The 12,231-nt window shown below is 68.1% G+C and carries 17 protein-coding genes; 10 read left to right on the top strand and 7 right to left on the bottom strand.

The window, feature by feature from the left end; all coding sequences use genetic code 11:
* Positions 1-10: 10 nt before the first annotated feature.
* The 6 genes from V4U86_RS25060 to V4U86_RS25035 are packed head-to-tail and all read left to right on the top strand — an operon-like array spanning position 11 to position 4,288.
* Entirely contained in the window at positions 11-478 is a 468-nt protein-coding gene (locus V4U86_RS25060) for a MarR family winged helix-turn-helix transcriptional regulator (protein WP_395308551.1), read from the top strand.
* A 28-nt stretch (positions 479-506) separates the two neighbouring features.
* On the top strand, positions 507-1,721 hold the full coding sequence (gene purT / locus V4U86_RS25055) for a formate-dependent phosphoribosylglycinamide formyltransferase (protein ID WP_395308550.1): 1,215 nt from the start codon (positions 507-509) through the stop codon (positions 1,719-1,721).
* Complete coding sequence (locus V4U86_RS25050) at positions 1,718-2,164, top strand: lumazine-binding protein (RefSeq protein WP_395308549.1); 447 nt, start codon at positions 1,718-1,720, stop codon at positions 2,162-2,164. Before purT ends, V4U86_RS25050 begins: the two co-directional genes overlap by 4 nt.
* Positions 2,165-2,180: 16 nt before the next feature.
* Entirely contained in the window at positions 2,181-2,612 is a 432-nt protein-coding gene (locus V4U86_RS25045; protein ID WP_395308548.1) for a rhodanese-like domain-containing protein, read from the top strand.
* 54 nt (positions 2,613-2,666) lie between these two features.
* Positions 2,667-3,884 carry an O-succinylhomoserine sulfhydrylase gene (locus V4U86_RS25040; RefSeq protein ID WP_395308547.1) on the top strand — a complete coding sequence of 406 codons (1,218 nt, stop codon included), beginning with the start codon at positions 2,667-2,669 and terminating at the stop codon, positions 3,882-3,884.
* A 2-nt stretch (positions 3,885-3,886) separates the two neighbouring features.
* Positions 3,887-4,288: a hypothetical protein gene (locus V4U86_RS25035; protein ID WP_395308546.1), complete on the top strand. Its 402-nt coding sequence runs from the start codon at positions 3,887-3,889 to the stop codon at positions 4,286-4,288.
* Here V4U86_RS25035 and V4U86_RS25030 read toward each other — a convergent pair.
* Genes V4U86_RS25030 through V4U86_RS25020 form a run of 3 tightly spaced genes read right to left on the bottom strand, consistent with a single transcriptional unit; the run spans position 4,285 to position 5,830 of the window.
* The gene (locus V4U86_RS25030; RefSeq protein ID WP_395308545.1) at positions 4,285-5,148 is read right to left on the bottom strand and encodes an SDR family oxidoreductase; all 864 of its coding nucleotides are present in this window, start codon (positions 5,146-5,148) and stop codon (positions 4,285-4,287) included. The two genes, V4U86_RS25035 and V4U86_RS25030, sit on opposite strands and share 4 nt — an antisense overlap.
* A 20-nt stretch (positions 5,149-5,168) precedes the next feature.
* A complete protein-coding gene (locus V4U86_RS25025; protein ID WP_395308544.1) occupies positions 5,169-5,468 on the bottom strand; it encodes a barstar family protein in 300 nt (99 codons plus the stop codon).
* Positions 5,465-5,830 carry a ribonuclease domain-containing protein gene (locus V4U86_RS25020; RefSeq protein WP_395308543.1) on the bottom strand — a complete coding sequence of 122 codons (366 nt, stop codon included), beginning with the start codon at positions 5,828-5,830 and terminating at the stop codon, positions 5,465-5,467. The genes V4U86_RS25025 and V4U86_RS25020 overlap by 4 nt, the downstream gene beginning before the upstream one ends.
* A gap of 99 nt (positions 5,831-5,929) precedes the next feature.
* Between V4U86_RS25020 and V4U86_RS25015 the strand changes: the two genes are divergently transcribed.
* The 3 genes from V4U86_RS25015 to V4U86_RS25005 are packed head-to-tail and all read left to right on the top strand — an operon-like array spanning position 5,930 to position 7,759.
* Positions 5,930-6,424, top strand: a complete 495-nt coding sequence (locus tag V4U86_RS25015) for a GNAT family N-acetyltransferase (protein ID WP_395308542.1) — start codon at positions 5,930-5,932, stop codon at positions 6,422-6,424.
* The gene (locus V4U86_RS25010; protein WP_395308541.1) at positions 6,421-7,530 is read left to right on the top strand and encodes an LLM class flavin-dependent oxidoreductase; all 1,110 of its coding nucleotides are present in this window, start codon (positions 6,421-6,423) and stop codon (positions 7,528-7,530) included. The genes V4U86_RS25015 and V4U86_RS25010 overlap by 4 nt, the downstream gene beginning before the upstream one ends.
* A 19-nt stretch (positions 7,531-7,549) precedes the next feature.
* The gene (locus tag V4U86_RS25005; protein ID WP_395308540.1) at positions 7,550-7,759 is read left to right on the top strand and encodes a hypothetical protein; all 210 of its coding nucleotides are present in this window, start codon (positions 7,550-7,552) and stop codon (positions 7,757-7,759) included.
* On the opposite strand, the gene V4U86_RS25000 is transcribed toward V4U86_RS25005, so the two are convergent.
* Entirely contained in the window at positions 7,749-8,483 is a 735-nt protein-coding gene (locus V4U86_RS25000; RefSeq protein ID WP_395308539.1) for an MBL fold metallo-hydrolase, read from the bottom strand. The two genes, V4U86_RS25005 and V4U86_RS25000, sit on opposite strands and share 11 nt — an antisense overlap.
* Before the next feature lie 23 nt (positions 8,484-8,506).
* Between V4U86_RS25000 and fgd the strand changes: the two genes are divergently transcribed.
* Positions 8,507-9,517 carry a glucose-6-phosphate dehydrogenase (coenzyme-F420) gene (gene fgd, locus V4U86_RS24995; protein WP_395308538.1) on the top strand — a complete coding sequence of 337 codons (1,011 nt, stop codon included), beginning with the start codon at positions 8,507-8,509 and terminating at the stop codon, positions 9,515-9,517.
* Here the strand turns inward: fgd and V4U86_RS24990 are convergent.
* Genes V4U86_RS24990 through V4U86_RS24980 form a run of 3 tightly spaced genes read right to left on the bottom strand, consistent with a single transcriptional unit; the run spans position 9,477 to position 12,032 of the window.
* Positions 9,477-10,247 (bottom strand): GntR family transcriptional regulator, encoded by a 771-nt coding sequence (locus tag V4U86_RS24990; RefSeq protein WP_395308537.1) that lies wholly within the window; start codon positions 10,245-10,247, stop codon positions 9,477-9,479. The genes fgd and V4U86_RS24990 overlap by 41 nt on opposite strands.
* Before the next feature lie 4 nt (positions 10,248-10,251).
* Entirely contained in the window at positions 10,252-11,028 is a 777-nt protein-coding gene (fabG, locus tag V4U86_RS24985) for a 3-oxoacyl-ACP reductase FabG (RefSeq protein WP_395308536.1), read from the bottom strand.
* 8 nt (positions 11,029-11,036) lie between these two features.
* Positions 11,037-12,032 (bottom strand): phosphotransferase enzyme family protein, encoded by a 996-nt coding sequence (locus V4U86_RS24980; protein WP_395308535.1) that lies wholly within the window; start codon positions 12,030-12,032, stop codon positions 11,037-11,039.
* Between the last annotated feature and the right edge of the window lie 199 nt (positions 12,033-12,231).

The following is a 12,231-nucleotide window of genomic DNA, read 5'->3' as shown; positions in this document are numbered from 1 at the left end:
TGCTCGCTTCATGCAGGATCGCGAGGCACTCGAACAGCAGATCGCGTCCGACGTGCGCGCACTGACCGCGGAGTCGGATCAGATCGGGCGAGAGTTCGCTACCCGCAACAACGTCGCCTCAAACGACTTCCGGGCCCTATTGCACGTGATGGTCGCCGACGCCGCGGGAGCCCCGCTGACCGCCGGCGAGCTGCGCAAGCTGATGGGCACCTCCGGCGCTGCCATCACCTACCTGGTGGAAAGGATGATCGCGTCCGGGCACCTGCGGCGCGAGACGCACGCCCAGGACCGCCGCAAGGTCATCCTGCGCTACGACGACCACGGCCTGGCGGTGGCGCACAATTTCTTCGCCCCGCTGCAGCGGCTCAACTCCCAGGCCCTGGCGGGGCTGCCCGACGAGGACCTGCAGGCCGCGCACCGGGTGTTCACCGCACTCGTGGCGGCCATGCGCGAGTTCCAGGCTGCCGACGACGATTGAGCCCAGAATCTGGCAGGCTGGGTGCGCGATGGCTAATGAGGCGGACAACACAAGCAATTCGGCCGGTCCCGTGGTGATGCTGCTGGGTTCCGGTGAGATGAGCCGTGAACTGGCACTGGCGTTTCAGCGGCTCGGCGCGTCCGTCGTCGCCGTGGACGGTCACGCCGATGCGCCCGCGCACCGGGTGGCCGATCGGCACGCCGTGGTGACGATGAACGATCGCGCAGCACTGGCCGCGGTGATCGACCGGGAGCGCCCCGACTACGTGGTCGACCCGGCCGGTGTCCTCGCCGTCGAGGAGTCGGAGACACGGACCGACGGCGTCGAGATCTTTCCCAGCCCGCGTGCCATCAGCCTCAGCCTGGACCGCGAAGGCCTGCGGCGGCTGGCCGCCGACGAACTCGGCCTGCCGACCGCCCCGTTCTGGTTCGCCGGATCGGCCACCGAACTGTCCACGATCGCCGAGCATGCCGGGTTCCCGCTGACGGTGACGCCGGTGGCGGGTGCGACCGCCGACGGCCGCTCGGTGCTGCTGCGCCCCGAGGATGTGCAGCCCGCCTGGAACCGGGCGATCGCGGCGGGCACGGTCACCACCCCCAACCGGGTGATGGCCGAGACCGTGGTCGACGTCGACGACGAGATCACCCTGCTGACGGTGCGCACCGTCGGTTCGACCGGGCCGTCCGTGCACTTCTGCGAACCGATCGGGCACCGGGACTCCGACGGCACGCTGGCGGCCTGGCAGCCGCATCGGCTCAGCCCGGCCGCGTTGGACGCCGCCAAGTCGATCGCCGCCCGCATCGTCAACTCGCTCGGCGGGCGCGGTGTGTTCGCGGTCGAACTCCTCGTGCGCGGCGACGAGGTCTACTTCACCGATGTGCGGCCCCAGCCCGGCGACGCCGGCCTGCTGACCCTGCGGACCCAACGGCTGTCCCAGTTCGACCTGCACGCCCGCGCGATCCTGGGCCTGCCCGTCGACACCATCATGATCTCCCCGGGAGCGGCCGAGATCGGCTACGCAAACGGGCCGGCCACCGCGACGGCCAAGCGGCCCGACGCACTGGCGATCCTGTCGGAAACCCTCGACGTGGCCGAGAGTGACGTCGTGCTCTTCGACCGGCTCGACGAGACCGACGGCAGCCACCGGCTCGGGGCGGCCATCGCCACGGCAGCGGACGTCACGGTGGCCCGGGACCGCGCGCAACGGACCGCGGTGTCGCTGCGTAGGCTCTGGCAATCGTGAGTCAGGATCCAGCAGACCGGGACCGACCGACGGCGACGCCGTTCCTCTTGGCCCTGGTCATCATCGTCATTGTGATCACCGCGATTCTTGTGATCAATCGCGGTGACGGTGACGGTGACCCCGAGCAGATCGGCCGGGCCGTCGTCGCCCAGAACGACGCCCTGCAGCGGCAGGACTACCAGGCCTTCGTGGCCAGCACCTGCGCCGCGCAGCGCGGTACCGAGGAAAAGATCCTGGCCAGGCAACGGGAATCCGCTGCCGCGCGCGGCGAGCGGTACGTCGACGGGGCGGGCAACGTCGAGGTCGACGGTGACCGGGCGACCGCCAAGGTCAAGTACCACTTCGGCGACGACGAGGACGCCCAGGACACCGAAGTCACCGTCGACATGACGTTCGTGCGCGAGGACGGTGCCTGGAAGGTGTGTTCGGAGGGACCGGCCTAGCCGTTACGGTATGGGGGTGTCCACATCCGATCGTCCGGGCTACGCCGGAGACATCACGCCCGAGCAGGCCTGGGAGCTGCTGTCCGCCAACCCCGAAGCCGTGCTCGTCGACTGCCGCACCGAGGCCGAGTGGCGCTTCGTGGGCGTCCCCGATCTGAGCCCGCTGCGCCGCGACGTGGTCTACGTCGAATGGACCAAGTCCGACGGATCGCACAACGACAACTTCATCGACGACCTGGGCCGGGCCGGGATCGCCCCCGGCGAGCGTGCGGTGGTGTTCCTGTGCCGGTCCGGTAACCGGTCCATCGGCTCCGCCATCGCCGCCACCGACGCCGGCATCGGGCCGTCCTACAACGTGCTCGACGGGTTCGAGGGCAACCTCGACGAGAACGGTCACCGCGGTTCGACCGGCTGGAAGGCCGTCGGACTGCCCTGGAAACAGAGCTAGCAACAGAGCTGGCGACAGAGCTATCAACAGAGCCAGAAAAAGAGCGAGACAAGCATGAGTGACGTTCCATCCGTGCCCTCTGTGCGGATTCCCGCACCGCTGCCCGACGGTGTCAGCCAGGCCACCATCGGGGTGCGCGGTGGTCTGCTGCGCTCGAACTTCGAGGAGACCGCCGAGGCGCTGTACCTGAATTCGGGGTACGTCTACGCCAGTGCGGCCGACGCCGAGAAGGCGTTCACCGGCGAGATCGACCGCTACGTGTACTCGCGGTACGGCAATCCGACCATCACGATGTTCGAGGAGCGCCTGCGCCTGATCGAGGGTGCGCCCGCGGCGTTTGCGACCGCGACCGGCATGGCCGCGGTGTTCACCGCCCTCGGTGCGCTGCTGCGCGCGGGGGACCGGCTGGTGGCTGCCCGCAGCCTGTTCGGCTCGTGTTTCGTGGTGTGCAACGAGATCCTGCCGCGTTGGGGTGTGGAGACCGTCTTCGTCGACGGTGACGACCTCGCGCAGTGGGAGGAAGCGCTGAGCAAGCCCACCCAGGCCGTCTTCTTCGAGACCCCGTCCAACCCGATGCAGTCGCTGGTCGACATCGCGGCGGTCTCCGAGCTGGCGCACGCCGCCGGAGCGAAGGTGGTGCTGGACAACGTCTTTGCCACGCCGCTGCTGCAGCAGGGAATGCCGATGGGCGCCGACGTCGTGGTGTACTCGGGCACCAAGCACATCGACGGGCAGGGCCGGGTGCTCGGCGGGGCGATCCTGGGCGACAAGGAGTACATCGATGGCCCGGTGCAGACGCTGATGCGCCACACCGGTCCGGCGATCAGCGCGTTCAACGCCTGGACATTGCTCAAAGGCCTTGAGACACTTGCCGTCCGGGTGGACTATTCGAACCGCTCCGCGCAGCGGGTGGCCGAGTTCCTGGAGAGCCAGACATCGGTGAACTGGGTGAAATACCCGTTCCTGGAATCGCATCCGCAATTCGATCTGGCCAAACGGCAGATGCGTGGCGGTGGCACGGTGGTCACCTTCGAGCTGGATGGCGGCAAGGACAAGGCCTTCGAGGTGCTCGACAAACTGCGCGTCATCGACATCTCCAACAACCTGGGCGATGCCAAGACGCTGATCACCCACCCGGCCACCACCACCCACCGGGCGATGGGGCCGGAGGGTCGCGCGGCGATCGGGCTGGGCGACGGGGTGGTACGGATCTCGGTCGGCCTGGAGGGCACCGACGATCTGATCGCCGACCTGGATCAGGCGCTGAGCTAGCGGTGTCCAAGCGAGGGGACGCCAAGAAGGCGCGACGCAAGAAGCGCCAGTCGGCTGCGCGGGTGCCGGCGGCGATCATGGACCAGCTGGCGGCCATCCCGGACGGGATCGTCGCCGACCTCGCGGAGTTCGACGAGCGGGTCACCGCACGCGGTTGGACCTTCGACGAGGAAGAGTCCAACGACGACTACGCGGTGTGGTTCTTCGAGCCGTCCGGGGCGCTGGTGGACGACGGACTGCCGGTGACCTCGCTGTGGCTGGATGCGGCCGAGGACGGCGCGATCGTCCGGGTGGTGCTGGTCGGCACCACGGCACAGCATCCGTTCACCCACACCCAGTTGTTCGCGCACCTGGATGCGATCGAGGCCTACCGCAGCGGCAGCCCGATTCCGGAGTTCGGTTAGCTCTTACCGTCGGAGTCGATGACGCCCTGGGCGGCTCGGGCGCGGTCCTCGTAGGCCTTGCGCTTGTCCTTGTCGAAGTCCAGGAACACCGTGTCCAGGCCGAGCGCCTTGTTCATGGCGCGGCGGCCCTTCGGCGGCAGCATCTGCGCGGCCTGCGCGGTGAACCGCAGCGGGGTGGGCACCGACACGTGCGTCTTCGGCTTGTCGAGGGTCTTGACGATGGCCGCGGCAATCTCTTCGGGTTCGACCGGCTTGATCGCGCCACCGGACTTGGTGCCCGAGATCAGCTCGGTGTTGGTGAACGGCGGCATGATGACCGAGACGTGCACGCCGTGCGGGGCCATCTCGTCGGCCAGTGCGGTGGACAGGCCCACCACGGCGTACTTGGCGCCGACGTAGACCACCTGACCGGGCAGCGGGATGAGACCGGACAGCGAAGCGATGTTGATGACGTGCCCGCTGCGCCGCTTGACCATCTGCGGCAGCGCGAGCTGGCAGCCGGTCAGCACGCCGTAGACGTTGACCTCCAGCGACGAGCGGATCGACTGCTCCGTCTCGTCGAGGAAGGCACCTACGGGCATCACGCCGGCGTTGTTGATCAGCACGTCGATGTGGCCGCCACCGTCGGTGCGGGCCTTGTCCAGGAAGGTCTCGAAGGATTCCCGGTCGGTGACGTCGAGCGGGTAGCCGGAGACCTGCCCGAGCTTGGTGAGTTCGACGACGGCCGATTCCTGCAGCGCGACGTCACGGTCGCCGATGACGACGCGGGCACCGCGGGCCAGCAGCGCCTTTGCAGTGGCATAACCGATGCCGCGGGCGGCGCCGGTGATCGCGATGGTCTTACCCCTGATGTTGTCCATGGCGGCGAACTTTACACGTGTCAAGTTTCTTCCGGAAGGGGGGAGTTGCGCAGCCACAGGTCGACCCCTTCGTCGGCGAAGATCTGCACCAGAGTGCCCCACATCCGCGCTCCCACGGCCTCCTTGACCTGCCGATAATCGGTCATCACGAACCGGAAGCCGCCCTCGTCGGGAGTTCCGAAACCACCGCGCAGACAGTCCGCCAGCGCGTCCAGATTGGTGCCGAAGTAGCCGCCGTCCCCGTTGACCGCCCGGCCGATCTCCTTGAACAGTTCCGCGGCCGACCCGACCCGGGCACCGTCGATCCGATACGTCTTCATGCGTCCCCGATCAGGCAGAAGGATTCGTAGTGGTCGTCGGTGTAGTAGAAATCCGGCGGATCTCCGCCGGTGACGATGCGCCGCGTCCCGCGGTGCCCGAGACCCGGTGTGGGCACCGTGTATTCGCGGTAGTAGTCCCGGTCGTGCTCCGGCAGCCGGCCCTCGTAGTTGCCGAATCGCGTCCCGTCGTTGCGCGGGTGGGGAAACGGGCCGCCGGCCTCGATGAGTTCGACGGTGGCGGCGGCCTCCGGCGGCAGGGAGCTCAGGCTGCAGGTGTCGTCCGCTGCCTCGGGGGCCTGGATGGGCGACGTGCAGCCGATCAGCAGGCCGCCGGTCAGCGCGAGGGTCGCGGCGATGCGCATGGCGTGACGTTAGCAACGACCTGCCCATTCTTCGGATCAACGCGAGTGAATACCCCCTGCCGGAATGCGCGATCGGCCGGGGCGTTAGACATTCAAGTGATGACCGGATCGCAGGTGGCGCCCGTGCGCTTCGTGGCGGTGGGCCAGGACGACCCACTGGCCGAACCCCTGCTGGCCGAACTGGCCGTCGAATATTCCAGTCGGTACAACGTCACCGAAGAGGGCACCACGGCGTGGCTGCGCTCGCATCCGGCGCACGAGTTCGCCGAACCCGACGGCGCGCTGCTGATCGGACTGCTCGACGGCGTGCCGGTGACCGGCGGGGCCTTCCAGCGGTTCGACGCCGACACCGCCGAACTCAAGCGGATCTGGACCCACAGCGGGTACCGGCAACGCGGCTACGCCAAGGCGCTGCTCATCGAACTGGAGGCACTGGCCGCGCAGCGCGGATACCGCCGCGTCTACCTGACCACCGGGGACCGCCAGCCCGAGGCCGAGGCGCTCTATGAGTCGGCGGGCTACATCCGGCTGACCGACCCGCTGCCCGCAGACGGGGATATCTTCCCGATCGCCTTCGAGAAGGCGCTGGCATGAGTGTGCCGCTGTCGGTTCTCGACCTCGCCCCGGTTCCCGCCGGCGGCGACGCGGTCACCGCGCTGCGCAACACCGTCGACCTCGCCCGGCACGCCGAACGGTGGGGCTTTCGCCGCTATTGGGTGGCCGAGCACCACTACGTCGCGGTGGCCAGCGCCTCCCCGGCGGTGCTCATCGGCCAGATTGCGGCCGCCACCGACACCATCGCGGTCGGCGCCGCCGCCGTGCAGCTCGGGCACACCACCGCCATCGCGGTGGTGGAGAGCTTCGCAACCCTGGACGCGTTCCACCCCGGCCGCATCGATCTCGGCGTGGGGCGTTCCGGGCAGCGCCGCACCGAGGCCGCCCGTGAACGCTCCGGCAAGCCTCGCACGGAACGCTTTTGGCATGAGCGGGACGGTGTGGTCATTCCCGCCCCGTACGACATCGGTGCGCAGCTGCGCAATCCGCGGCTGCAGGCCGTCATGTCGACCCTGCAGCAGCCCGAGGCGGTGGCGCCCGACTTCGGTGATCAGGTCGCCGACATCATCGCCCTGTTGGAAGGCCGCTTCCGGGTCGACGGACACGAGGCGCACGCCACCCCGGGGGAGGGAACCGCGTTGCGGCCGTGGATCTTCGGCAGTAGCAAGGGGCAGAGCGCACGTGTGGCCGGCGCGCTCGGGTTGCCGTTCGTCGCGGCGTACCACATCGCACCGGCGACCTCGCTGGAGGCGATCGAGGTGTACCGCAACACTTTTGTGCCCTCTGCGAAGCTGCCCGAACCGTACGTGGTGGTGTCGGCCGACGTCCTGGCCGCCGACGACACCGCGACCGCGCGGCATCTGGCGTCCAGCTTCGGGCACTGGGTGCACTCCATCCGGATCGGTGGCGGCGCGGTGCCGTACCCCGATCCGGACACCGTCACGCCGTTGCCGCCGGAACAGCAGGAAATCGTGCGGGACCGTACCGAGACGCAGTTCGTCGGGGCGCCCGAGGAGGTGGCCGATCGGCTGGCCGCATTGCAGCGGGTGACCGGCGCCGACGAACTCGTCATCACCTCGGTGGCGCACCGTCATGCCGACCGGCTGCGGTCCCACCAGCTCATCGCCGAGGTCTGGGCCGGCTGACTTCGCATAAGCTGAGGCGGTGCCTCTGCTCCTGGTCGGCGCGCTGATCCTGCTGGGCGCCGTGGTCGTCGTCCTGGTGGGGGTCGGGGTGCGCACGCTGCTGGCCCGCAGGCAGGACACCGCCGACGATGCCGAACTCGACGAGAAGATCCTGATGCCCACGATCGTGCTGGCGTGCGGGCTGGTGGTGACGGCGGTGTTCCTGGTCGGCTATGCCCTCATCGCTTAGCGGCGAGTTCGGCGGCCTCGCGGATCGGACCCCGCCATACCGGGCCGTGCCCGGGCAGCAGCACCTCGGTGTCGAGCAGGCCGAGCGCGGCCAGGCTGCGCACGCAGCCGTCCTGATCGTGGTTGAAGATCGACGGCAGCAGCTGCGGGCCGTGCCGGGTGCTCAGCGGGTGCCCGGTGACCACGGCGTCCCCGGAGACCAGGACGCCGTCCACCAGATAGGAGCAGTGCCCGCCGGTGTGCCCGGGGGACGGGACCACCGCAGGCGCGCCGGGCAGCGCCGCGGCGATGCCCTCGTCGAGCGCCTCGGCCGTCGGGATCCCCTCGTGGGTCAGGCCGCCCTTACGGGCCAGCGCGAGCGACCACGCAAGGTATCGCGGCTGCCAGGCCCGGGACAGCACATCGGCCGGAGATACCTGCTCCAGATACCGCCGCTGTGCGTGCCCGACCTCCGCGGCATGCGTATACACCGGTGTGCCATGGGTTTTCGCGAACCAGATGGCCGAACCCAGGTGATCCACGTGCGCGTGGGTGAGCAGGATCGCCCGCACATCCTCGGGTCCGAAACCCAACCGGCGGACCGTGCCGAGTACGTCGTCGCGGTGGCCGGGATACCCCGCGTCGATCAGCAGAACCCCCTGGCCGTCGGTCACCAGCGTCCAGTTGACCAGGTCGGTCTGGGCGAAATGGACGCGATCGGTGACGGCCGTCAGCACCGGAGCCATGGCCCGAGTGTAGAAACATAGGTATGGCTGAACTGAAACTGGGCTACAAGGCGTCGGCGGAGCAGTTCGCCCCGCGTGAACTCGTGGAATTGGCCGTGGAGGCCGAGGCCCACGGGATGGACAGCGCGACGGTGAGTGATCACTTCCAGCCGTGGCGCCATGAGGGTGGGCATGCCCCGTTCTCGTTGGCGTGGATGACCGCGGTGGGGGAGCGCACCAAGCGGTTGCAGTTGGGCACCTCGGTGTTGACCCCGACGTTCCGGTACAACCCGGCGGTGATCGCGCAGGCGTTCGCGACCATGGGGTGTCTGTACCCGGACAGGATCTTCCTGGGCATCGGTACCGGTGAGGCGCTCAATGAGATCGCCACGGGTTATGAGGGGGAGTGGCCGGAGTTCAAGGAGCGCTACGCCCGGCTGCGTGAGGCGGTGCGGCTGATGCGTGAGTTGTGGCTCGGGGACCGCGTCGATTTCGAGGGCGAGTACTACAAGACCAAGGGCGCGTCGATCTACGACGTGCCCGAGGGCGGCATCCCGATCTACATCGCCGCGGGTGGGCCGCAGGTGGCCAAGTACGCGGGGCGGGCCGGGGACGGGTTCATCTGCACCTCGGGCAAGGGTGAGGAGCTCTACAAGGACAAGCTGATGCCGGCGATGCGGGAGGGGGCCGAGGCGGCGGGCAAGAATCCCGATGACGTGGACCGGATGATCGAGATCAAGATCTCCTATGACACCGATCCGGAGTTGGCGTTGGAGAACACCCGGTTCTGGGCGCCGTTGTCGTTGACCGCGGAGCAGAAGCATTCCATCGATGACCCGATCGAGATGGAGAAGGCTGCTGATGCGTTGCCGATCGAGCAGGTGGCCAAGCGCTGGATCGTGGCCTCGGATCCGGACGAGGCGGTGGAGAAGGTGGCCGACTACGTGAAGTGGGGCCTGAACCATCTGGTGTTCCATGCGCCCGGGCATGACCAGCGCCGCTTCCTGCAGCTGTTCAAGTCCGATCTGGAACCACGGCTGCGGAAACTGGGCTGACACCGGCGCCGCTGCTGGTCGCGGTCAGCCGGACCCGGTCGGCGCGGAACAGGTCGTAGGCGTACTCGAACGGTCGCCGGTTACCGTCACGAGTCACCCGGGTGATGGCAAGCAGCGGTTTACGGTGCGCAATCTGGAGCCACTCGCCTTCCCGCGGACTGGCGCTGACCACTTCGATCGTCTCGGTGATGTCGACCGGTTCCAAGCCGTACCGCCGGCGGAACAGTTCGTAGATCGAGCCGTCCAGCGGTTGTTCCAGCAGATCCTCCGCGTCCGCGGCCACGAAGCAGGACATGTCCACCGACAGCGGAACCCCGTCGGCGTAGCGCAGCCTGCGGATCACGAAGATGTCCGTGGAGTCCGCAACCTGGAGCGCCGCCGACTCCACCGCGGACGCGGCGCGGCGTTCGGCGTCGAGCACCGTGGTGGAGCTGGTATGCCCGGTGCTCTCCAGCCGCACCGGCAACCCCGCCAGTTCTGCTGCGTTGCGCTGCACCACGTCGGCGCGGATGAAGGTGCCCCCGGCCCGCCCGGTCCGCCGCTCCAGCACGCCGGCCTGGCTCAGCGGCAGCAGCGCGCTGCGCAGCGTGGAACGCGATACCGCAAAGGCGTCGGCCATCTCGCGTTCGGTACCCAATCTCGACCCGGGCCGCAGGGCGCCGCTCGCCAGCATGGACAGGATGCGCCGACGCACATCCTCGGCGACCGGTCCCCCGGCTGACTCCTCCACTGCGCTACGGGGTGACCGCGTCCGGTGACTCCGGCAGCACCTGTCCGCCGTCCACGGCGATGGCCTGCCCGGTGATGTAGGCAGCTTCGGTCGATGCCAGGAATGCGGCGAGGTGCCCGATGTCCTCCGGAGTGCCCAGCGCGCCTGCGGGAATCGCTCGTGTCATACCGGCAATGTAGTCATCGCCCATGTCCTTGAGGCCCTCGGTCAGGATGTTGCCGGGCAGGATGGCGTTGACCGTGATGCCGTGCGGCGCCAGTTCGATTGCCGCCGTGCGCATGAAACCGAGCTGCGCGGACTTGGATGCGCCGTAGTGGGTCCAGCCCGGGTAGCCGGTGATGGGTCCGGTGATCGACGAGGTGAGGACGACCCGGCCGGTACCCGAGGCGATCAGCGCGTCCATGCAGGCCTGAACCGCGAAGAAGGTGCCCTTGACGTTGACGTCGAGCACGTCGGCGAGCTGGTCGGGGGTCATGGTGGCCAGCGAGGCCTCCGGAAAGATCCCGGCATTCGCGCACAGCACGTCCAACCCGCCGAACGCCTCGACGACCGCCGCCGCCATCTCATCGCAGGAACCGCGGTCGCTGATGTCGGTGCGCACGCCGAGCACCTTGCCTGGTCCCAGCCCGTCGAGCCGACCGACTGCCTCGTCCAGGTCGGCGGCCGAGCGTGCTGCGATCGCGACATGTGCTCCGGCACGGGCGAATACCGATGCGATGCCCAGGCCGATTCCCTTGCTGCCGCCGGTGACGAGTACCGATCGATCCGTCAATTCGAACATCGTGCTCCTTAACTCAGCCATGAATCGTCAGTGAGGTATTTCTCGGCCAGTCGTGCCGTGCCCCGGGCGTAGTCCGGGCCGATCGTGCCGGCTGCATCGGCATCGGGGTGTGATCCGATCCAGGCGGTCAATTGGATACGTCGCATCATCACGAAGGTGGGCACCATGGCGATGTGCTCATCGGGCAGGGCTCGCACCTGCTGGTAGCCGCGCAACCAGTCGGCCACGATCTGTTCTGCGGCGGGTGTGTCCTCGATGAAGGAGACCACGGCCCCCAGGTCGGCCAGATGCCAGGACCAGCCGCAGTCGTCGAAGTCGATGACGGTGATACCGGTGGTGGGCGAATCGGGGTCGACCATCAGGTTGGCCAACCGCAGATCGGCGTGGACGAGGCCGAACCGGTCTGCTTCGGTGCCGAAGCCGGCCAACCGGTCGGCGATGACGATCAGCGCTCTGTCGATCGAATCATTGTCTGCCGACGTCAAACCCGGTGCGTCACGCCAGTTTCCCCACCGGCCCTGCGGCCCGACCATGGTGTCCATATCCCATCGGAATCGGGTGAAGCCGCTGGGTTGGGCCCAGGAGAGTGCGTGTTCGTGCATGAGGGCGGCCAGTTCGCCGAGCGCTTGGAAGCCCACCGCATCGGGCGCCTCCTCTGCGGTGCGGCCCGGTACGAAGCTCACCGCGTCGACGTGCAGCGTGCGATCGTCGACGGTCGCGGCCACCACCTGCCGGCCGGACCGCGCGGTGATCAATTCCGGTGTCCTGACCGATGTCTGGCCGCGCAGCGCGGACATCCAGGCGATCTCGGATTCGATGGCGGCCAGGGAGTGGTAACCGGGACGGTGCACACGCAGCACGAACGGCTCGTCACCGGGCGGTGAGACCAGGTACGTCGCGTTCTCGGACAGGCTGAGCAGGCGCAATCCGGCGTCGGCGGGGCAGTCGTAGGTAGGCAGTGCCGCCCGAGCGAACAGCTCATGGTCGGCGGGTAGTCCGGGCATGCCAGACAGTGTGCACCATTGCTTTGGCTCGAGCAGACCAAATCGAACTATTTACCCGACCGAAACATGACGCCCGCCGGATATCGAGTTTGCAGTGAAATTGGCAGTTGACCAATGGATCCCGGGGTAGTAACAATGTCGCTTGTCGCATCGCCGCACAGATTCGGCGCACCAGACCAGACCAAATAAATGGTCTGGA

Source organism: Mycobacterium sp. AMU20-3851, from assembly GCF_043974665.1.
GTDB lineage: Bacteria > Actinomycetota > Actinomycetes > Mycobacteriales > Mycobacteriaceae > Mycobacterium.
The sequence above is the reverse complement of the archived record's forward strand: the minus strand, read 5'-3'. Positions and strand labels throughout refer to the sequence as shown.

Excerpts from the sequence above, each read along its gene's own strand:
- V4U86_RS25025 (WP_395308544.1), bottom strand. The coding sequence starts at position 5,468 with ATGAAGACGTATCGGATCGACGGTGCCCGGGTCGGGTCGGCCGCGGAA.
- V4U86_RS25060 (WP_395308551.1), top strand. The coding sequence starts at position 11 with ATGCAGGATCGCGAGGCACTCGAACAGCAGATCGCGTCCGACGTGCGC.
- fabG (WP_395308536.1), bottom strand. The coding sequence starts at position 11,028 with ATGTTCGAATTGACGGATCGATCGGTACTCGTCACCGGCGGCAGCAAG.
- fgd (WP_395308538.1), top strand. The coding sequence starts at position 8,507 with ATGGCTGAACTGAAACTGGGCTACAAGGCGTCGGCGGAGCAGTTCGCC.
- V4U86_RS25030 (WP_395308545.1), bottom strand. The coding sequence starts at position 5,148 with ATGGACAACATCAGGGGTAAGACCATCGCGATCACCGGCGCCGCCCGC.
- V4U86_RS25020 (WP_395308543.1), bottom strand. The coding sequence starts at position 5,830 with ATGCGCATCGCCGCGACCCTCGCGCTGACCGGCGGCCTGCTGATCGGC.
- V4U86_RS25000 (WP_395308539.1), bottom strand. The coding sequence starts at position 8,483 with ATGGCTCCGGTGCTGACGGCCGTCACCGATCGCGTCCATTTCGCCCAG.
- V4U86_RS24980 (WP_395308535.1), bottom strand. The coding sequence starts at position 12,032 with ATGCCCGGACTACCCGCCGACCATGAGCTGTTCGCTCGGGCGGCACTG.
- V4U86_RS25010 (WP_395308541.1), top strand. The coding sequence starts at position 6,421 with ATGAGTGTGCCGCTGTCGGTTCTCGACCTCGCCCCGGTTCCCGCCGGC.
- purT (WP_395308550.1), top strand. The coding sequence starts at position 507 with ATGGCTAATGAGGCGGACAACACAAGCAATTCGGCCGGTCCCGTGGTG.
- V4U86_RS25040 (WP_395308547.1), top strand. The coding sequence starts at position 2,667 with ATGAGTGACGTTCCATCCGTGCCCTCTGTGCGGATTCCCGCACCGCTG.
- V4U86_RS25015 (WP_395308542.1), top strand. The coding sequence starts at position 5,930 with ATGACCGGATCGCAGGTGGCGCCCGTGCGCTTCGTGGCGGTGGGCCAG.